This window comes from Streptomyces sp. NPDC022552 (genome assembly GCF_055561875.1).
This window is the reverse complement of the sequence record NZ_JBVHGJ010000003.1, coordinates 393,952-413,403: the sequence shown is the minus strand read 5'-3', so window position 1 is coordinate 413,403 and position 19,452 is coordinate 393,952. Positions and strand designations below refer to the sequence as shown.

At 71.6% G+C, this 19,452-nt stretch carries 19 protein-coding genes; 11 read left to right on the top strand and 8 right to left on the bottom strand.

All coding sequences use genetic code 11. The features are described 5' to 3' along the window. Positions 1–47 precede the first annotated feature (47 nt). Together ACZ3OF_RS11655 and ACZ3OF_RS11650 are read left to right on the top strand one after the other, a co-directional pair. Positions 48–1,487, top strand: a complete 1,440-nt coding sequence (locus ACZ3OF_RS11655; RefSeq protein WP_361442928.1) for an NAD(P)H-quinone dehydrogenase — start codon at positions 48–50, stop codon at positions 1,485–1,487. Positions 1,488–1,653: 166 nt separating this feature from the next. Then, the gene (locus tag ACZ3OF_RS11650) at positions 1,654–2,607 is read left to right on the top strand and encodes a DeoR/GlpR family DNA-binding transcription regulator (RefSeq protein ID WP_361667938.1); all 954 of its coding nucleotides are present in this window, start codon (positions 1,654–1,656) and stop codon (positions 2,605–2,607) included. 120 nt (positions 2,608–2,727) lie between these two features. On the opposite strand, the gene ACZ3OF_RS11645 is transcribed toward ACZ3OF_RS11650, so the two are convergent. Then, positions 2,728–3,282, bottom strand: a complete 555-nt coding sequence (locus tag ACZ3OF_RS11645) for a TetR/AcrR family transcriptional regulator (RefSeq protein ID WP_361667941.1) — start codon at positions 3,280–3,282, stop codon at positions 2,728–2,730. A gap of 97 nt (positions 3,283–3,379) precedes the next feature. Further along, the gene (locus ACZ3OF_RS11640; RefSeq protein ID WP_361667944.1) at positions 3,380–5,134 is read right to left on the bottom strand and encodes an acetyl/propionyl/methylcrotonyl-CoA carboxylase subunit alpha; all 1,755 of its coding nucleotides are present in this window, start codon (positions 5,132–5,134) and stop codon (positions 3,380–3,382) included. 362 nt (positions 5,135–5,496) lie between these two features. Between ACZ3OF_RS11640 and ACZ3OF_RS11635 the strand changes: the two genes are divergently transcribed. After that, a complete protein-coding gene (locus ACZ3OF_RS11635; RefSeq protein ID WP_361667946.1) occupies positions 5,497–5,922 on the top strand; it encodes a hypothetical protein in 426 nt (141 codons plus the stop codon). Positions 5,923–5,946: 24 nt separating this feature from the next. Here ACZ3OF_RS11635 and ACZ3OF_RS11630 read toward each other — a convergent pair whose 3' ends face one another. From ACZ3OF_RS11630 to ACZ3OF_RS11620, 3 genes are all read right to left on the bottom strand, one after another. After that, positions 5,947–6,552, bottom strand: a complete 606-nt coding sequence (locus tag ACZ3OF_RS11630; RefSeq protein ID WP_361667949.1) for a nucleoside triphosphate pyrophosphatase — start codon at positions 6,550–6,552, stop codon at positions 5,947–5,949. Between the two features lie 110 nt (positions 6,553–6,662). Then, entirely contained in the window at positions 6,663–6,791 is a 129-nt protein-coding gene (gene mmpB / locus ACZ3OF_RS11625) for a morphogenic membrane protein MmpB (RefSeq protein ID WP_361442946.1), read from the bottom strand. A gap of 75 nt (positions 6,792–6,866) precedes the next feature. Further along, on the bottom strand, positions 6,867–7,502 hold the full coding sequence (locus ACZ3OF_RS11620; protein ID WP_361667953.1) for a TetR/AcrR family transcriptional regulator: 636 nt from the start codon (positions 7,500–7,502) through the stop codon (positions 6,867–6,869). Between the two features lie 69 nt (positions 7,503–7,571). Between ACZ3OF_RS11620 and ACZ3OF_RS11615 the strand changes: the two genes are divergently transcribed. Then, a complete protein-coding gene (locus ACZ3OF_RS11615; protein WP_361667955.1) occupies positions 7,572–8,939 on the top strand; it encodes an MFS transporter in 1,368 nt (455 codons plus the stop codon). 122 nt (positions 8,940–9,061) lie between these two features. On the opposite strand, the gene ACZ3OF_RS11610 is transcribed toward ACZ3OF_RS11615, so the two are convergent. Then, a complete protein-coding gene (locus ACZ3OF_RS11610) occupies positions 9,062–9,274 on the bottom strand; it encodes an acyl-CoA carboxylase epsilon subunit (RefSeq protein ID WP_361667957.1) in 213 nt (70 codons plus the stop codon). A gap of 16 nt (positions 9,275–9,290) precedes the next feature. After that, positions 9,291–10,883 (bottom strand): acyl-CoA carboxylase subunit beta, encoded by a 1,593-nt coding sequence (locus tag ACZ3OF_RS11605; protein ID WP_361667960.1) that lies wholly within the window; start codon positions 10,881–10,883, stop codon positions 9,291–9,293. Positions 10,884–11,016: 133 nt separating this feature from the next. On the opposite strand from ACZ3OF_RS11605, the gene ACZ3OF_RS11600 reads away from it, so the two are divergent. The 5 genes from ACZ3OF_RS11600 (at position 11,017) to hutH (ending at position 17,061) form a co-directional block, all read left to right on the top strand. After that, entirely contained in the window at positions 11,017–11,868 is an 852-nt protein-coding gene (locus ACZ3OF_RS11600) for a biotin--[acetyl-CoA-carboxylase] ligase (RefSeq protein ID WP_361667963.1), read from the top strand. Between the two features lie 166 nt (positions 11,869–12,034). Further along, positions 12,035–13,174, top strand: coding sequence for an adenylate/guanylate cyclase domain-containing protein (locus ACZ3OF_RS11595; protein ID WP_361667965.1), 1,140 nt, complete (start codon positions 12,035–12,037; stop codon positions 13,172–13,174). 229 nt (positions 13,175–13,403) lie between these two features. Beyond that, on the top strand, positions 13,404–14,192 hold the full coding sequence (locus ACZ3OF_RS11590) for an enoyl-CoA hydratase/isomerase family protein (RefSeq protein ID WP_361667967.1): 789 nt from the start codon (positions 13,404–13,406) through the stop codon (positions 14,190–14,192). Between the two features lie 82 nt (positions 14,193–14,274). After that, positions 14,275–15,390, top strand: a complete 1,116-nt coding sequence (locus tag ACZ3OF_RS11585) for a GGDEF domain-containing protein (RefSeq protein WP_361667969.1) — start codon at positions 14,275–14,277, stop codon at positions 15,388–15,390. Between the two features lie 129 nt (positions 15,391–15,519). Continuing rightward, on the top strand, positions 15,520–17,061 hold the full coding sequence (gene hutH / locus ACZ3OF_RS11580) for a histidine ammonia-lyase (RefSeq protein ID WP_361668771.1): 1,542 nt from the start codon (positions 15,520–15,522) through the stop codon (positions 17,059–17,061). 76 nt (positions 17,062–17,137) lie between these two features. On the opposite strand, the gene ACZ3OF_RS11575 is transcribed toward hutH, so the two are convergent. Beyond that, positions 17,138–17,398 carry an LAETG motif-containing sortase-dependent surface protein gene (locus ACZ3OF_RS11575; RefSeq protein ID WP_361667971.1) on the bottom strand — a complete coding sequence of 87 codons (261 nt, stop codon included), beginning with the start codon at positions 17,396–17,398 and terminating at the stop codon, positions 17,138–17,140. 109 nt (positions 17,399–17,507) lie between these two features. Here ACZ3OF_RS11575 and ACZ3OF_RS11570 point away from each other — a divergent pair, with 109 nt between their 5' ends. Together ACZ3OF_RS11570 and ACZ3OF_RS11565 are read left to right on the top strand one after the other, a co-directional pair. Further along, positions 17,508–17,849 (top strand): hypothetical protein, encoded by a 342-nt coding sequence (locus ACZ3OF_RS11570; RefSeq protein ID WP_361442971.1) that lies wholly within the window; start codon positions 17,508–17,510, stop codon positions 17,847–17,849. A 252-nt stretch (positions 17,850–18,101) separates the two neighbouring features. Further along, a complete protein-coding gene (locus tag ACZ3OF_RS11565; RefSeq protein WP_361667973.1) occupies positions 18,102–19,370 on the top strand; it encodes a L,D-transpeptidase in 1,269 nt (422 codons plus the stop codon). The last annotated feature ends 82 nt before the right edge of the window (positions 19,371–19,452 follow it).

Genomic DNA, 19,452 nt, shown 5'->3' with positions numbered 1-19,452 from the left:
CAGCGGGGGACCCCCCGGCAGAACGAGAGCGCGAGGCGTAGATCCCAGTGACCCGGATCGTGATCATCGGCGGCGGACCCGGCGGATACGAGGCTGCCCTGGTGGGCGCCCAACTCGGCGCGGAGGTGACCGTCGTCGACTGCGACGGTCTCGGCGGCGCGTCCGTCCTGACCGACTGCGTCCCCTCGAAGACGCTCATCGCGACGGCCGAGGTGATGACCACCTTCGACTCCTCGTACGAGGAGCTGGGCATCATCGTCGCCGACGACACCCCCCACGTGGAGCAGGCCGCCCGCGTCGTGGGCGTCGACCTCGGCAAGGTCAACCGACGGGTGAAGCGCCTGGCGCTCGCCCAGTCCCACGACATCACCGCCTCCGTCACCCGGGCCGGCGCCCGGGTGCTGCGCGGCCGCGGCCGGCTCTCCGGCCGCCAGGCGACGGACGGCTCGCGCCAGGTGATCGTCACCGCCGCCGACGGTTCCGAGGAGACCCTGACCGCCGACGCCGTGCTGATCGCGACCGGCGGCCACCCGCGCGAGCTCCCCGACGCCCAGCCCGACGGCGAGCGGATCCTCAACTGGACCCAGGTCTACGACCTCAAGGAGCTCCCCGAGGAGCTCATCGTGGTCGGCTCGGGTGTCACCGGCGCCGAGTTCGCCGGCGCCTACCAGGCCCTCGGCTCCCGGGTCACGCTCGTCTCCTCCCGCGACCGCGTGCTGCCCGGCGAGGACCCGGACGCCGCCGCCGTCCTGGAGGACGTCTTCCGCCGCCGCGGCATGAACGTCATGGCCCGCTCCCGCGCCGAGTCCGCCAAGCGGGTCGGCGACCGGGTCGAGGTCACCCTCTCCGACGGCCGGGTCATCTCCGGCACCCACTGCCTGATGGCCGTCGGCGCCATCCCGAACTCGGCCGGAATGGGTCTGGAGGAGGCCGGGGTCCGGCTGAAGGACTCCGGGCACATCTGGACCGACAAGGTCTCCCGCACCTCCGCCCCCGGCGTCTACGCGGCCGGTGACGTGACGGGTGTCTTCGCGCTCGCCTCGGTGGCGGCCATGCAGGGCCGGATCGCGATGTACCACTTCCTCGGTGACGCGGTGGCCCCGCTGAACCTGAAGACGGTCTCCTCGAACGTCTTCACCGACCCGGAGATCGCGACCGTCGGTTACACGCAGGCCGACGTGGACGCGGGCAAGATCGACGCCCGGGTCGTCAAGCTGCCGCTGCTGCGCAACCCGCGCGCGAAGATGCAGGGCATCCGGGACGGCTTCGTCAAGATCTTCTGCCGTCCGGGCACCGGGATCGTCGTCGGCGGCTGTGTCGTCGCCCCCCGGGCGAGCGAGCTGATCCACCCCATCTCGATCGCGGTCGACAACAATCTGACGGTCGAACAGATCGCAAACGCTTTCACCGTGTACCCCTCCCTGTCGGGCTCGATCGCGGAAGTGGCACGGCAGTTGCACACCCGAAAGGCGACGGGCGAGGGCTGACCCGCCCTCCCGCCTGGGGCGATCTGGACAACCCCCGGCAAGGCGGGGCATAGAACGATCAACGACGGGGCCTCCCATATCACTTGGAGGCCCCGTCTGTGCGCATCTTCTGCAATTCGGCGCATAGTGCTGAAAAGTTCCGGCCGGTCAGGTTACTGTCAGTTTCGTGTTCGCTGCAGAACGTCGTCAGTTGATCCTCGAAATGGTGCGCGCCAACGGAGCCGTGTCGCTCCGGGAGCTCGCCCGCGTCGTCCAGACCTCAGAAGTGACCGTACGGCGAGACGTGCGGGCACTGGAGGCAGAAGGACTCCTCGACCGCCGGCACGGCGGTGCGGTACTCCCGGGCGGGTTCACCCGGGAGTCCGGTTTCCCGCAGAAATCCCATCTCGCGACCGCGGAGAAGACGGCCATCGCCGATGTCGCCGCGAGCCTCGTCGAAGAGGGCGAGGCCATCGTCGTCGGTGCCGGGACCACCACGCAGGAGCTGGCGCGCCGGCTCGCCCGCGTGCCCGGTCTGACCGTGGTCACCAACTCCCTGCTCGTCGCCCAGGCGCTGGCCCACGCCAACCGGGTCGAGGTCGTCATGACCGGCGGCACGCTGCGCGGCTCCAACTACGCGCTGGTGGGCAGCGGGGCCGAGCAGTCCCTCCAGGGGCTGCGGGTCTCCCGGGCCTTCCTCTCCGGCAGCGGTCTGACCGCCGAGCGCGGGCTCTCCACGTCCAACATGCTCTCCGCGAGCGTGGACCGGGCGCTGGTGCAGGCGGCGGCGGAGGTCGTGGTCCTGGCCGATCACACCAAGCTCGGCACCGACACCATGTTCCAGACGGTGCCGACGGACGTGATCACCCGGCTGGTGACCGACGAGCCCCCGGCGCACGACGACCGGGCCGCGACGGAGCTCCAGGCGCTGGCCGACCAGGGCGTCCAGATCGCCGTGGCGGGCACCGGCGTGGGTGGTGACGCGGTCCCCCCGCCCGGACGCCCCCGCCGCGACGTCCCGCTGCCGGGCCAGCGGGGCCGCCACCCGGGCGGTCAACTCCGCAGCGCGGGAGGGGCGTTGACGAGTGAGGTGCTCGCCCCCGAGCGTGCGGCGCGGGTGGCGGACATGCGCAGGCGCTGAGACGCGATCCGGTGGCCCCTCCCCCAGGGGGCCGAGCGGCTCGGGCTCCGTCCCTCAGGCCTCGGGCTCAGCCCTTCAGGCCGGTGCGCAGGCTCAGCGCTACAGGCTCGGCACTTCAGCTCAGCGCTTCAGGCCCCGCAGGGTCAGGGCGAGAAGGCGGTCGGCCAACTCCTCGTCCTCCGGAGACTGTTCGGCGGCCAGCGCGATCGCGTTGGTGAGCTGCATCAGATCGCCGATCGACACGTCGTCACGTACCGTGCCCGCCTCCTGGGCCCGTGACAGCAGGGTCTCGCCCGCCGCGCGCAGCGGAACACCGCACTGCGCGAGCGCCGAACGCGCGTCCCGCGAGCCCGACATGGCCGTCATCAGCGCCCGCGAGAGTCCGCGGTACTCACCCGCATGAGTGATCAGGGAGCGCAGCCACTCCACGAGCGCCGGGCACGGCTCCTCGGCCTCCGCCAGCTCCCTGCCCCGCTGGAGCAGCGCCGCCAGGGCCTCCTGGAACACGGCGTTGATCAGCGCCTCGCGGGTGGGGAAGTGACGGTAGAGCGTCCCGATACCGACCCCCGCACGCCGGGCGACGTCCTCCAGCGAGGCGTCCGTGCCGTGTTCGGCGAAGACGGTACGTGCCTCGGTCAGCAGCCGCTCGTGGTTGCGGCGCGCGTCGGCGCGCATGGGGCCTCCCTCCGGATACGGGCGAAGGGCCCGCAGGTGGTGTGCCTGCGGGCCCTTCGTACCGTACCTGTGTCCAGCTCTGCGACAGGTGCGGTGATCAGTCCTTGATCTCGCAGATCGCCGCGCCGGACGTCACCGAGGCGCCGACCTCCGCCGACAGGCCCTTGATCGTGCCGGAGCGGTGCGCGTTGAGCGGCTGCTCCATCTTCATGGCCTCCAGGACGACGATCAGATCGCCCTCCTTGACCTCCTGGCCCTCCTCGACCGCCACCTTCACGATCGTTCCCTGCATCGGGGAGGCGAGGGTGTCGCCGGAGGCCGTCGGGCCGGACTTCTTCGCGGCACGGCGCTTCGGCTTGGCGCCGGCGGCCAGGCCCGTGCGGGCCAGGGACATGCCGAGCGAGGACGGGAGCGAGACCTCCAGGCGCTTGCCGCCGACCTCGACGACGATGGTCTCGCGGCCGGACTCGTCCTCCTCGGCCTCGGCACCGCCCGGGGCGAAGGGCTTGATCTGGTTGTCGAACTCGGTCTCGATCCACCGGGTGTGGACCCGGAACGGGTCCGCGGTGAACGCCGGGTCGACGACGACGGCCTGGTGGAACGGGATGGCCGTGGCCATGCCCTCCACCTTGAACTCCGCGAGCGCGCGGGCGGCGCGCTGGAGCGCCTGCTCGCGCGTGGCGCCGGTGACGATCAGCTTGGCCAGGAGCGAGTCCCAGGCCGGGCCGATGACCGAGCCGGACTCGACACCGGCGTCCAGGCGGACACCGGGGCCGGTCGGCGCGTCGAACGTGGTGACCGTGCCGGGCGCGGGCAGGAAGTTCCGGCCCGGGTCCTCGCCGTTGATACGGAACTCGAAGGAGTGACCCCTTATGGCCGGGTCGTCGTAGCCCAGCTCCTCGCCGTCGGCGATGCGGAACATCTCCCGGACGAGGTCGATGCCGGTGACCTCTTCGGTGACCGGGTGCTCGACCTGGAGGCGGGTGTTGACCTCCAGGAAGGAGATCGTGCCGTCGAGGCCGACCAGGAACTCGACCGTGCCGGCGCCGACGTAGCCGGCCTCCTTCAGGATCGCCTTCGACGCGCTGTAGAGCTGCGCGTTCTGCTCCTCGGAGAGGAACGGCGCCGGGGCCTCCTCCACCAGCTTCTGGTGGCGGCGCTGGAGCGAGCAGTCGCGGGTGGAGACGACGACCACGTTGCCGTGCGAGTCGGCCAGGCACTGGGTCTCGACGTGGCGGGGCTTGTCGAGGTAACGCTCGACGAAGCACTCCCCACGGCCGAACGCGGCGACGGCCTCGCGGACGGCGGAGTCGTAGAGCTCGGGGACCTCTTCGAGAGTGCGGGCGACCTTCAGACCGCGGCCGCCACCGCCGAACGCGGCCTTGATCGCGATCGGCAGACCGTGCTCCTCGGCGAAGGCCACGACCTCGTCCGCCCCGGAGACCGGGTCGGGGGTGCCGGCGACCAGGGGCGCACCGGCGCGCTGCGCGATGTGACGGGCCGCGACCTTGTCACCGAGGTCACGGATGGCCTGCGGCGGGGGGCCGATCCAGGTCAGACCGGCGTCGAGCACGGCCTGGGCGAAGTCGGCGTTCTCGGAGAGGAAGCCGTAGCCCGGGTGGATGGCGTCCGCGCCGGAGTCCTTCGCGGCCTGGAGCACCTTGGCCATGTCCAGATAGCTGGCGGCCGGGGTGTCACCGCCCAGGGCGAACGCCTCGTCGGCCGCGCGGACGTGCAGCGCGTCCCGGTCCGGCTCGGCGTAGACGGCTACGCTCGCGATCCCCGCATCCCGGCACGCCCGGGCGACGCGGACAGCGATTTCGCCACGGTTGGCGATGAGCACCTTGCGCACGATGGCTCCCTCCTTGAAAACAAGCTGAGTTTAGGGACTGCCGACACGTCTTTTCGACCCGTCCCCAGTGGTGAGCTTGCCCACACGGAGCGTGATACGAGGCGTTCGGGCTCGTGAAATCCCTTGTCGCACCACGGTACGCAGGGTTCCTCTACGGCACAGTAGCTCGCTCGTGTGGCGCAGGTCTCTGTTCGGGCGATCACTCGCTGATACGGATTCTTTGTGGAGTCCCTACGAATGGCGCAATGATTCTTTGCCACGGCTTCGTCCGTCGCCGACCCTTGTCCGCGGGTTTACCCGGCAGTAGCCTTCGCGCAGTCGTACGTACTGTCGGTAACAGCCGTATACAGGGGGTGGCCGAAGTGGCCCGCAGACCGATAGCGCTCGTGACGGCGGGGGTGCTGTTCCTGGAGGCGCCGGGCATCGTCGCGCTCAACGCCGTCATGGCACGGTTCGTCGAAGCCCAGTCGATGTCCCTCGACGGACTCGACCCGGACGCCATGGTCACGGGCACATGGGTGCTCGGGATCGTCTCCGGCCTGCTGCTCGCCCTCTGCGCCACCGTCGCGCTGCTCGCCGGCGTCCGCGACAAGCGGCCCGGGCGCGCGGGCCGGGCCCTGCTCATCGGCTGCGCCGTGGTGCACGGGCTGCTGGGCGCGGTGACGGTCGGTCTGATCGGCTGGGGCGCCTTCGCGTTCATGACCGTGGTGCTCGGACTGATCGTGCTGACGCTGGTGGCGTACGGGAAGGGCGTCGACGTCCCCGAGGGGGAGCCGGCGCCCGCCTAGGGGTCCCCCCAGGTCCCTCGTGGCTCAGTGCCACAGGTCGGTGATGGAGACCCCGAGCTTGGCGAGCAGCGTCCGCAGCAGGGGCAGCGACAGGCCGATCACATTGCCCGGGTCGCCGTCGATGCCGTCGATGAACGGCGCCGAGCGGCCGTCGAGGGTGAACGCGCCCGCCACGTGCAGCGGTTCGCCGCTCGCCACGTACGCGGCGATCTCGGCGTCACTGGGCTCGCCGAAGCGGACCACGGTGGAGGCGGTCGCCGACTCGTAGCGCTTGGCGGCCGTGTCGTATACGCAGTGACCCGTCTGGAGGATGCCCACCCGGCCCCGCATGGCCTTCCATCGGGCGGTGGCCTCCTCGGGGTCGGCGGGCTTGCCGAGGGCCTGGCCGTCGAGCTCGAGGACCGAGTCGCAGCCGATGACGAGTGCGCCGAAGACCTCGGGGCGGGCGGCCACGTGGGCGGCCTTGGCCTCGGCGAGCGCGAGGGCGAGTTCGGCGGGGGTCGGGGCGTGCACCTTGTCCTCGTCGACGCCGCTCACGATGACCTCGGGAGCGAGTCCGGCCTGCCGCAGCAGTCCGAGACGGGCGGGTGAGGCGGAGGCGAGCACGACACGGCGGCGATCAGCAGTCATGGGGGAAGCGTAGCCAGTACGGACGCTCCCCGGAGGCCGCGCCCCGAAGGGGTATGCGCCCACCACCCGTACCCGTGACGCGGCGTCCGCCCCCGACGCGTGCCCGCCGGTCAGTGGACGCCGACCACGAACATCGCCACCACCATCGCCAGGGCCAGCAGGATCGACGCGCGACGCAGCATCGCCTGCATGTCGCGCATCTCCTTCGGCGGCTCGTTCTCCGGGTCGGACCACAGCATGCCTCCGATCCTGCTCGCGCGAGGGCCGGGGCGCCTGAGTACCCGTACTCAAGCGACCCCGTGCCGACGAACTAGTCACATCGGGGTGAACACCCCCGCGCCCGCCGCCGTCAGCGCCGCCCGGACCGCCCGCTCGGCGTCCTCCGGGCCCAGCGGCTCACGCGTGATCATGAAGCGGTAGTAGAGCGGCGCCGAGACCGCGCGCAGCAGCTCGAGCGCGTCCGTCTCCGGCGGGATCTCGCCGCGCGAGGCGCCCCGCTTGACCACCGGGGCCCACTCCTCCAGGCGGGCCCGGTAGAAGCCGTTCAGCGCCTCCGCGCACTCCTCGTCGCAGGCCGCGGCCGCGATGACCGCGCGGAAGACGCCACCCATCCGGGGGTCGGTGAGGGTCCTGGTGACGAGCGCGGCGTTGGCCCGGAGGTCCCCGGCCAGGCTGCCGGTGTCGGAGGCCGGCAGGGACTGCTCCGCCATGTCGCGCAGCAGGTCGGCGACGAGGCCGACGGGGGAGCCCCAGCGCCGGTAGACGGTCGTCTTGCCGACGCCCGCGCTCGCGGCGACGTGGTCCATGTTCAGCCCGTGGAAGCCGGTGGCGGCCAGGGCGTCCTCGGTCGCTTCGAGGACGGCCCGGCGCACCTTCGCGGTACGGCCCCCGGGACGCACGGTGCCGGGCACAGCCGGCTGGCTCTCGCTCAAACGGGTCTCCTGTTCCATTAACGCTTCGGAGTCTGCTACGGTACGGGACATCTTAACGGAACCAGAAGCCCATTAAGGGGTCCGCTCATGGTTGCCACCGATGTCCGGCCTCAGGCCGACACCCCGCCCGCCGCCCGGATGGACGGACGGATGCGGCTCGTCCTCCTCGTCCTCCTCGTCGCCCAGTTCATGCTGGCCGTCGACTTCTCGATCCTGAACGTCGCGCTGCCCGTCATGGGCGAAGGACTCGGCTTCTCGCTGGCCGGCCTCCAGTGGATCGCCACGGCATTCGCCCTCGCCGCCGCCGGATTCACCCTCCTCCTCGGGCGCGTCGCCGACCTCGTCGGCCGCCGCCGGCTCTTCCTCGTCGGGATGGCGCTCCTCGGGATCTCCTCCCTCGCCGGAGGCCTCGCCACCGACCCCGCGGTGCTGATGGCCGCGCGTGTCGCCCAGGGCCTCGCCACCGCCGCCGTCACCCCCGCCGGACTCTCTCTGCTCACCTCCTCCTTCCCGGAGGGCCCCCTGCGGGCCAAGGCGCTCGGGCTCAACGGCGCGCTGATGTCGGCCGGATTCACCACCGGCGCGATCCTCGGCGGAGTCCTGACCGATCTGCTCTCCTGGCGCTGGGCGTTCTTCATCAACGTGCCCGTCGCCCTCGCCGTCCTCCTCGTCGCGCCCGCCGTGCTCAAGGAGAGCCGCCCCGAGGTCCGCCCCCGCCTCGACATCCCGGGCGCGATCACGGTCACCGGCGGCCTGCTCGCCCTCGTCTACGGCCTCACGACCGAGCCCCTGGCGCTTCCCGTGGGCGTCGCCCTCCTCGTCGCCTTCTGGTTCGTGGAGCGACGCGCCGCCTCGCCCCTCGTCCCCGTCCGGATCCTCACCCGCCGCACCGTCGTCTGGGGCAACCTCGCCGGGCTGGTCGCCTTCGTCACCGAGACCTCGCTGGTCTTCCTGATGACGCTCTACCTCCAGGACGTCCTCGGCTTCTCGCCGCTCGCCGCCGGTCTGTCCTTCGGCGTGCTCGGCGCGGGCACGGTCCTCGGCGGAGTCCTCGCGTCGCGTTTCATCGGCCGGTACGGATCCCGGGCCGCCCTCGTCGCCGGCGGACTCCTCCAGGCGGCCGCCACGGTCTCCCTCTACGCCCTCGGCGACGACCGGAGCTGGCTCTGGCTGCTGCTCGTCGCCACGTTCACGGGCGGTGTCGGCAACATGCTCGCCATCGTCGGCTTCATGGTCACCGCCACCTCCGGACTGCCCGACTCCGAGCAGGGCATGGCGACGGGCCTCGCCACCATGACCCAGCAGATCGGCATCACGATGGGCACGCCGATCATGAGTGCCGTCGTGGTCACCTCCACCACGGTCCTCGACGGCATCGGCCTCGCGGTCCTCGTCAACGCCGCGATCGTGCTCGCGGGCGCGGTCCTGGCGGGGATCTTCCTGCGCCGGGCGTGACGACGCCACCGACGCTCCCCGCGCACGCGAAAGGCCGGACCCCCCGCACACGGGGTCCGGCCTTCGGCGTACAGGTCTCGCGGTACAGGTCTTGCGGTACGGGTCTCGCTGTACAGGTCTCGCTACGCGGGCCAGTAGGAGCGCGCCCACGAGCGCGGTCCCGGCCGGGGCCGTACCGAACGGGCGATACGGGCCGGGTCCGACCAGCCCTCCGGGGGCACCGGACCGCCGCCGGCCGCGGACGCCGCCGCCGTCGCCGCGGCCCGGGCCTGGACCACCGCCAGTGCGGCGGCCAGCTCCTCCGGGGTCGGGTTACCTCGTACGACCTTGATCATGTCGACTCCCAGAGGCCTAGAGGGGGATGTTGCCGTGCTTCTTCGGAGGCAGGGATTCCCGCTTCGTGCGCAGCTGACGCAGACCCTTCACGATCTGCGGGCGGGTGTCCGACGGCATGATCACGCCGTCGATGTAGCCGCGCTCGGCCGCCGTGTACGGGTTGAGGAGCGTGTCCTCGTACTCCTGGATCAGCCGCGCCCGCTCCGCCTCCTGGTCCTCGGCCGCCGCGATGGTGCGGCGGTGCAGGATGTTGACCGCGCCCTGCGCGCCCATGACGGCGATCTGGGCGGTCGGCCAGGCGAGGTTGAGGTCGGCGCCCAGGTGCTTGGAGCCCATGACGTCGTACGCGCCGCCGAACGCCTTGCGGGTGATGACGGTGATCAGCGGGACCGTCGCCTCGGCGTAGGCGTAGATCAGCTTGGCGCCCCGGCGGATGATGCCGCCGTACTCCTGGTCGACACCGGGCAGGAAGCCCGGGACGTCGACGAAGGTGATGACCGGGATGTTGAAGGCGTCGCAGGTGCGGACGAACCGCGCGGCCTTCTCGCTCGCGTTGATGTCCAGGCAGCCGGCGAACTGCATCGGCTGGTTGGCGACGATGCCGACCGGGAAGCCCTCGACGCGGCCGAAGCCGGTGAGGATGTTCGGCGCGAACAGGGCCTGGGTCTCCAGGAACTCGCCGTCGTCGACGACGTGTTCGATGACGGTGTGCATGTCGTACGGCTGGTTCGCGGAGTCCGGGATCAGGACGTCCAGCTCGCGGTCCTCGTCCGAGGGCTCGGTGTCGGCGACCTCGGGGAAGGCCGGCGGCTCCGAGAGGTTGTTCGAAGGGAGGTACGACAGCAGGGACTTGACGTACTCGATCGCGTCCTTCTCGTCGCCCGCCATGTGGTGCGCGACACCGGAGGTGGTGTTGTGCGTCCGGGCGCCGCCCAGCTCCTCGAAGCCGACGTCCTCGCCGGTGACCGTCTTGATGACGTCAGGGCCGGTGATGAACATGTGCGAGGTCTGGTCCACCATCACCGTGAAGTCGGTGATCGCGGGGGAGTAGACCGCGCCGCCCGCGCAGGGGCCGACGACCAGGGAGATCTGCGGGATCACACCGGAGGCGTGGGTGTTGCGGCGGAAGATCTCGCCGTACATGCCGAGGGCCATGACTCCCTCCTGGATGCGGGCGCCGCCGGAGTCGTTGATGCCGACGACCGGGCAGCCGGTCTTCAGGGCGAAGTCCATCACCTTCATGATCTTCTGGCCGAAGACCTCGCCGAGCGCGCCGCCGAAGACGGTGAAGTCCTGTGAGAAGACGGCGACGGGACGGCCGTCCACCGTGCCGTAGCCGGTCACCACACCGTCGCCGTACGGGCGGGTCTTCTCCAGGCCGAAGTTGGTGGACCGGTGCCGGGCCAGCTCGTCGAGCTCCACGAACGAGCCCTCGTCGAGGAGGAGCGCGATCCGCTCGCGCGCGGTCAGCTTCCCCTTCGCGTGCTGCTTCTCCACCGCCCGTTCGGAGCCGGCGTGGGTCGCCTCGTCAATCCGGCGCTGCAGATCCGCGATCTTGCCCGCGGTCGTGTGAATGTCGATTTCTTGCGGCTCTACCGACTCGGACATCGGGATGCGGCTCCCTGCCTGGTCACGGGGGTTCGTTGGGTACGAATGGGCTACTGCCCGGCTACTGATCCGTAGGGTATCGACGCCGATACGGTTCGGCACTGCGGTGTTTGCCACACCTAGTCTGGCTTGCATGACGTCCTCCGATGCCTCAGGAGCGCGGTGGTCCGACCTGGACCGGCCCCCGCTCAACGCCGCCGCGCTGCGCCGCGCGCTCGTCCACTCCGACGGTCTGTGGACCTCGCTCGACCTCGTCACCACGACCGGATCCACCAACACCGACCTGGCCGCCCGCGCGGACGAGCTGCCCGAGGGCGCGGTGCTCGTCGCCGAGGAGCAGACCTCGGGGCGCGGCCGCCTCGACCGCGACTGGGTGTCGCCGCCGCGGGCCGGGCTCTTCTTCTCCGTCCTGTTCAAGCCGGACGTGCCGGTGCACCGCTGGGGCTGGCTCCCGCTGCTCGCCGGCGTCGCCGCGTCGAGCGGGCTCGCGAAGGCAGCCGGCGTGGACCTGTCCCTCAAGTGGCCGAACGACCTGCTGGTTTCGGTCGGGGGCGAGGAGCGGAAGACCGGCGGGATCCTCGCCGAGCGGGCGGGTGCGGACGGCATCGTCGTCGGCATCGGCGTCAACGTGACGCTGAAGGAGGACGAGCTGCCCGTGCCGGGGGCGGGGTCCCTGCTCCTGGCGAACGCGATCTCGACGGACCGGGACACGCTGCTGCGGGCGATCCTGCGGTCGCTGGAGCAGTGGTACGGGGAGTGGGTGCGGGCGGACGGCGACCCCGAGGCGTCCGGCCTGCAGGCGGCGTACACGACGGGCTGCTCGACCCTGGGCCGCCACATCCGGGCCGACCTGCCGGGCGAACGGATGCTGGAGGGCGAGGCGGTCGCCGTGGACGGCGACGGCCGCCTGGTGGTGGAGACCGAGGGCGGCGGAACGGAAGCGGTGGCGGCGGGCGACATCGTCCACGTCCGAGCCGCACCCTGACCCACGGTGGCGGACCGCCGCCCCGCCGGGGCGGCGGGGTGGGCGCCGCACGTGAGGTGGATGTGCGCGGTGGGCGTGAGCTGGCACACACCTGTCGTATCGTGGAGCGCGATCCATGGCGACAGATCGGCAGGGCAGTGGGCAGGGAACGGGCAGGAGGCGGCCGGTGACCGTCGACGACGAGCACAACGGCGGCGAGGCCGAGCCACCGGCGTACCCCACCCCGCACCACCACGTCGACCATACGGCGGAGCCGACCGACGATCCCCTCGCGATCCGCCTCGAACAGCTCATCCTCGGCGCGGAACGCCGCTACACCCCCTTCCAGGCCGCCCGCACCGCCGGCGTCTCCATGGAGCTGGCCTCCCGCTTCTGGCGTGCCATGGGCTTCGCCGACATCGGTCAGGCCAAGGCGCTCACCGAGGCCGACGTCCTCGCCCTGCGTCGCCTCGCCGGTCTCGTCGAGGCCGGGCTGCTCAGCGAGCCGATGGCCGTCCAGGTCGCCCGGTCCACCGGTCAGACCACCGCCCGGCTCGCCGAGTGGCAGATCGACTCGTTCCTGGAGGGCCTCACCGAGCCGCCCGAGCCCGGGATGACCCGTACCGAGGTCACGTACCCCCTGGTCGAGCTGCTCCTGCCCGAGCTGGAGGAGTTCCTGATCTACGTCTGGCGCCGCCAGCTCGCCGCCGCCACCGGCCGCGTCGTGCAGGCCGCGGACGACGAGGAGATGGTCGACCGGCGGCTCGCCGTCGGCTTCGCCGACCTCGTCGGGTTCACCCGGCTGACCCGCCGCCTGGAGGAGGAGGAGCTCGGCGAGCTCGTCGAGGCCTTCGAGACCACCTGCGCCGACCTCGTCGCCGCCCACGGCGGCCGGCTCATCAAGACCCTCGGTGACGAGGTGCTGTACGCCGCCGACGACGCCGGCACCGCCGCCGAGATCGCGCTGCGGCTGATCGAGACGCTCAGTCACGACGAGACGATGCCCGCCCTGCGCGTCGGCATCGCCTTCGGCACGGTGACGACCCGGATGGGCGACGTCTTCGGTACGACGGTGAACCTGGCGAGCCGGCTCACGTCGATAGCGCCCAAGGACACCGTCCTGGTCGACGGGGCGCTCGCCGAGGAGCTGACCCGCACCGGCGACGCGCCCGTCTCCGAGACGCAGGCCGCCGAGGAGGCCGCCCGCGCCGAGAAGGAGGGCGAGCAGCCGCCGACGTACCGCTTCGCGCTCCAGCCGATGTGGCAGCGGCCCGTGCGCGGTCTCGGTGTCGTGGAGCCCTGGCAGCTGACCCGCCGCCCGACTTAGGGCGCGCCGGGCGGTCGGGCCGGGCTCGCGGGTTCTGGCCCGCACCCTCGCCGCGTGCGTGGTCCCCCGTAGCCCTCGGGCACGGGAGGCCCCCCACCGCCATGCCTCCTTCCTCCGCCTTGCGGTCGCACGCATCAGAACCCGCCCCCTTTTCCGGCCCGACCCGCCCGGCACCCCCTAAGATCCCGGTGAACAGTCGTTAACAGGCGTTAACCGGGAGGGTGTGGTCATGTCCGAGCAGCGTTTTGGTGAGTTCGTCGCGGTCCGGAGGCACGAGCACGTCGCCGAGCTGGTCCTGGACCGGCCCAAGGCGATGAACGCGGTCTCCCTGGAGATGGCGCGCTCGATCAGCGCGGCCTGCGCGGCGCTCGGTGCGGACGACACGGTACGGGTGACGGTGCTGACGTCCTCCAACGACAAGGCCTTCTGTGTCGGCGCCGACCTCAAGGAGCGGAACTCCTTCACGGACGCCGACATGGTCCGCCAGCGGCCCGTCTCGCGCGGTGCCTACGGTGGCGTGCTCGACCTGCCGATGCCGACCGTCGCCGCGATCCACGGCTTCGCCCTGGGCGGCGGCTACGAGCTGGCGCTCGCCTGCGACGTGATCGTGGCCGACGCGACGGCCGTCGTCGGGCTGCCCGAGGTGTCGGTCGGCGTGATCCCGGGCGGCGGTGGTACGCAGCTGCTCCCGCGCCGGGTGGGCGCGGCGCGGGCGGCCGAGCTGATCTTCACGGCGCGGCGGGTGGAGGCGCCGGAGGCGCGCGAGCTGGGACTGGTCGACGTGCTGGCGGAGGACGCCCGTACGGCGGCGCTCGAGCTCGCGGGCCGGATGGCGGCGAACTCCCCGGTCGGCCTGCGTGCCTCGAAGCGCGCGCTGCGGCTCGGCCAGGGCCTGGACCTGAAGGCGGGCATGGAGGTCGAGGACGCGGCGTGGCGGGCGGTGGCGTTCTCGGGGGACCGGGCGGAGGGCGTGGCGGCGTTCAACGAGAAGCGGAAGCCGGAGTGGCCGGGCGTCTGAGAATCCTCGGATTCCTCCCGGATTGTCACTTTCCGTGATGCTCCACACGTTAAAACGGACGAAACGTCCCTAAGCTGGAGGAATGGGAGAGGATGTGCGGCTGCGGGCCGTAGTGGCGCTGGCGCAGGCGATGGCGGCGGCGCACACCCCGCGCGAGTTCTGGCGAGCCGCGGCGCTGGGCGCCCGCGACGCGCTCGGCGGGAGCTTCGCCGCACTGTCGGTCTGGCAGCGCGACCACGGCCGGCTGAAGGTCCTGGTCAATGCCGGGGAGCGGGCCGTGGGGGAGGAGGAGTTCCCCGACGCGGAGACGTATCCGGTGCACCAGTTCCCCGAGATCACCGAGTTCCTCCACGCCCGGTGGGCGGGCGGCGGTGAGCCGGACGCCTGGGTGGAGACCGCGGGCGACCGCGTCTCGACCGGGCGCGTCACCGGGCTGCGCAGGCGCGGGCGCGGCTGCTGCGTGGTCGCGCCGGTCGTGCTGCACGGGCGGGCCTGGGGCGAGCTGTACGTGGCCCGCCCGGCCGGGGTGCCGGTCTTCGACCGTGACGACGCGGACTTCGCGGCGGTGCTCGCGGCCGTGGTCGCCGCGGGGATCGCCCAGGCGGAGCGCCTGGAGGAGGTGCGGAAGCTGGCCTTCACCGACCCGCTGACCGGTCTCGCGAACCGGCGCGCGGTCGACACCCGGCTCGACGAGGCGATCGAGCGCTACCGGGCGGACGGGTCCGTGGTGAGCCTGGTGGTCTGCGACCTGAACGGTCTGAAGCGGGTCAACGACACCCATGGGCACGCGGTCGGCGACCGTCTCCTCGAACGGTTCGGCTCGGTGCTCTCCCGGTGCGGGGCGATGCTCACGGGAGCCCTGTCGGCGCGCCTCGGCGGTGACGAGTTCTGTCTGCTGTCGGTCGGCCCGACGGCGGACGAGGTGGTGGCGGTCGCGGACGAACTCTGCGTACGGGCCGGGGAGCTGGAGCTCGGTGAGGGCGTCGCCTGCGGGGTCGCCTCCACGGGCGACCCCATCGGCCCGGTCAAGTCCGCGCGGCGTCTCTTCCGCCTGGCCGACGCGGCCCAGTACCAGGCCAAGGCGGCCCGCTCGGTGAAGCCGGTGGTGGCGGGCCGTGACGGCACGGTCATCCGCCTCGCCGACGCCCCGCCCGGAGCGCGCGACCGCAGGCGCTTCCGCGACGCCCCGCCGGTGTAGGGCCGGCGCGCGGATCGCGTCACGTGGCGAGGTGCCGCTCGGAGGTGCCCCGTGCGGCCCTGTAAGGACCCGCCCGCCGGTCGACTAGTGACATGCAGGTCTTCAGTCCGTAGGGTGCTGAATATGGATATGCACTCAGTCGTCCTTGGCACGTCCGGAACCACCTTCCAGGACGTCATCGACGTCGCCCGCCACGGCGCCCGCATCGAGCTGTCCCCCGAGGCCGTGCAGGCGCTTGCCGACTCCCGTGCCGTCGTCGACGCGCTCGCCGCCAAGCCCGAGCCCGTGTACGGCGTCTCGACCGGGTTCGGGGCCCTCGCCACCCGGCACATCAGCCCCGAGCTGCGGGCGCAGCTCCAGCGCAACATCGTCCGCTCCCACGCCGCCGGCATGGGCCCGCGCGTCGAGCGGGAGGTCGTGCGGGCGCTCATGTTCCTGCGGCTCAAGACCGTCGCCTCCGGCCACACCGGGGTCCGCCCCGAGGTCGCGCAGACCATGGCGGACGTGCTGAACGCGGGCATCACGCCGGTCGTGCACGAGTACGGCTCCCTCGGCTGCTCCGGCGACCTCGCGCCGCTCTCGCACTGCGCCCTGACCCTCATGGGCGAAGGTGACGCCGAGGGCCCCGACGGCGCCGTCAAGCCCGCGGGCGAGCTGCTCGCCGCCGCCGGGATCCAGCCCGTAGAGCTGCGCGAGAAGGAGGGCCTCGCCCTTCTCAACGGCACCGACGGCATGCTCGGCATGCTGATCATGGCCCTCGCCGACCTCGACACCCTCTACAAGTCCGCGGACATCACCGCGGCCCTCTCCCTCGAAGCCCTCCTCGGCACCGAGAAGGTCCTCGAACCCGAGCTGCACGCGATCCGCCCCCACCCGGGCCAGGGCGCCTCGGCCGCCAACATGCTCGCCGTGCTCGAGGGCTCCGGGCTCACCGGCCACTTCCAGGAGGAAGAGGCACCGCGCGTCCAGGACGCGTACTCCGTGCGCTGCGCCCCGCAGGTCGCCGGCGCCGGCCGCGACACCATGGCCCACGCCCGTACGGTCGCCGAGCGCGAGCTCGCCTCCGCCGTCGACAACCCCGTCATCCTCGCCGACGGCCAGGTCCGTTCCAACGGCAACTTCCACGGCGCCCCCGTCGCTTACGTCCTCGACTTCCTCGCGATCGCCGCCGCCGACCTCGGCTCCATCGCCGAGCGCCGCACCGACCGGCTCCTCGACAAGAACCGGTCCCACGGCCTGCCGCCGTTCCTCGCCGACGACGCCGGTGTCGACTCGGGCCTGATGATCGCCCAGTACACCCAGGCCGCCCTGGTCAGCGAGATGAAGCGGCTGGCCGTCCCGGCCTCCGCCGACTCCATCCCGTCCTCCGCGATGCAGGAGGACCACGTCTCCATGGGCTGGTCCGCCGCCCGCAAGCTGCGCACCGCGATCGGCAACCTCAACCGGATCATCGCCGTCGAGCTCTACGCCGCCACCCGCGGCATCGAGCTCCGCCGCGGCCTCACCCCCGCCCCCGCCTCGCAGGCCGCCATCGAGGCCCTGCGCGCCGCGGGCGTCGAGGGCCCGGGCCCGGACCGCTTCCTCGCCCCCGACCTGGCGGCGGCCGACGCCTTCGTCCGCGAAGGGAAGCTCGTCGCCGCCGTGGAGCCGGTCACCGGACCCCTGGCGTAACGGACCCGCCACACAGCGGAAAGGGCCGCATCCCCCCGAGTCGGGGGGATGCGGCCCTTTCCGTCGTCCGTACGTCTCAGTAGGCCCGGCCGCCGCGTCTCATCGCCAGCGCCACGAACCCGGCCCCCACCGCGAGGAAGCCCGTCCCGCCGATCACATACGGCGTCGTGTCCGGGCCGCCCGTCTCCGCGAGCCGCGCCCCGCTCGCCGCGCGCTCCTGCTCGGAAGCGGTGACCCGACCTTCGTCGGTGGCGTTCGCGGACGGCACGAACCAGAGAGCGAAGAGCAGCGCCCCGGCCGTCGTGGCGGTCAGCAGCGGGCGTCGAGCGACGGACACAGAGATTCGATCCCCCTTGCGGAAACCGCGAATTGGTAGGTGCGCCGATGCTAATGAAAACAGCGGGTCGCAGGAAAGTCGGGAGCTCGGGCGGCCTACCCTCCGACCTATGAGCACTTCTGAGACATCACGCTATGTACGGCTTCGGGTGGAGGTCGTCCTGGAGATCGCCGGACCCGAGGAGCTGACGGGGGCGGCCGTCGGGCGGATCGAGACCGACGAGTTCATGCCCGAGGAGGAGCGCGTGCACGCCCGCTCCGCCGTCCACGAGGACAGCGCCGAGGCGCTGGCGTACCTCATCGAGCCCTTCGACCTCGTCCGGGACGTCCCCGGTGTCGACCTGGTCCAGGCCTCCTGGACCAGCGAGGAGATCGACTACGACCCCGATGCCCAGGAGTGGGACCTCGACGAGGAGGATGGGGACGAGGAAGACGACGAAGAATCGGCCTAGCAGCGCGGAAGCCCTGCTCGGAGCCCCGGGGCGATGTCGTGAGACATCGCACGCCCCGGGGCTTTCCCGTGGGGAATCCGTGCGCGGATCCCGGGTACGGATCCCCGTGCGGAGCCGGGCACGGAGCCGTGTGGGGAACCGGACGGACCGTACGCGCGTGTCGATCAGTGGTGTTCCCCACAAAGCCCCCGCTTCCGGAACCGGGCGGGGTGTCATGGATGTTCAGGCAAGTGTTGGCAGGGATCGGCGACGATGGAGAAGCGTGTGATGACGGACAGCAAGCGCCGCAGGAGCCTGGCGGCGGCAGCCGCGGTGCTCGGTGGCGTATTGGTGCTCTCGGCGTGCAGCGACGGGGACAAGGGCGGCGCGGCCGACAGCTCCAAGACGCCGCAGTCACAGGCTCAGGTCGACGAGGCCGCGGCGCAGAAGACGTCGAAGGCCCAGATATCCATCGCGCCCAAGAACGGCGCCGACAACGCCTCGATCAACAAGGACGCCAAGGTCACCGTCGTCGACGGCACGCTGACCGAGGTCACGATGACCACCCAGGACGGCGCGGCCGTCAAGGGTGAGATGTCGGCCGACAAGCTGAGCTGGCAGCCCACCGAGCAGCTCAAGCGCGCCACGGTCTACAAGATCTCCGCGACCGCCAAGGACGCGGCCGGGCTGGAGGCGCACGAGAACTCCTCCTTCACCACCGTCTCCCAGGCCAACAGCTTCATCGGCAACTTCACGCCCGAGGACGGGTCCACCGTCGGCGTCGGCATGCCGGTCTCGATCAACTTCAACAAGGCCATCACCGACAAGGCCGCCGTCCAGGGCGGCGTCAAGGTGACCTCCAGCAGCGGCCAGGAGGTCGTCGGGCACTGGTTCAACTCCCAGCGCCTGGACTTCCGCCCCGAGAGCTACTGGACCGAGGGCTCGACCGTCACGCTGAAGCTGGACCTCGACGGCGTCGAGGGCGCCCAGGGTGTCTACGGCGTCCAACAGAAGACCGTCACCTTCAAGATCGGCCGCAACCAGGTCTCCACCGTCGACGTCGCCACCAAGACCATGACGGTCACGCAGGACGGCAAGACGGTCAAGACCATCCCGATCTCCGCCGGCTCCCCGGAGAACCCGACCTACAACGGTCAGATGGTGATCTCCGAGAAGTTCAAGGAGACCCGGATGAACGGCGCCACCGTCGGCTTCACGGACGACGACGGCAAGGGCGAGTACGACATCAAGGACGTCCCGCACGCCATGCGCCTGTCCACCTCGGGCACGTTCATCCACGGCAACTACTGGGGCCCGGACTCGATCTTCGGCTCGGCCAACACCAGCCACGGCTGCGTGGGCCTGAACGACGTCAAGGGCGCGGGCGACCCGAAGCAGCAGGCCGCCTGGCTCTACGACCACTCGATCGTCGGTGACGTCGTGATCGTCAAGAACTCCAAGGACAAGACGATCGCCCCCGACAACGGCCTCAACGGCTGGAACATGAGCTGGTCGGCGTGGAAGGCCGGCTCGGCGGCCTGACGGTCCGGCCCGTCCCGTACGTACGACAGCGGCGGCCCCCTCCCGGCACGGGAGGCGGCCGCCGCTCTCGTACGCGTACGGC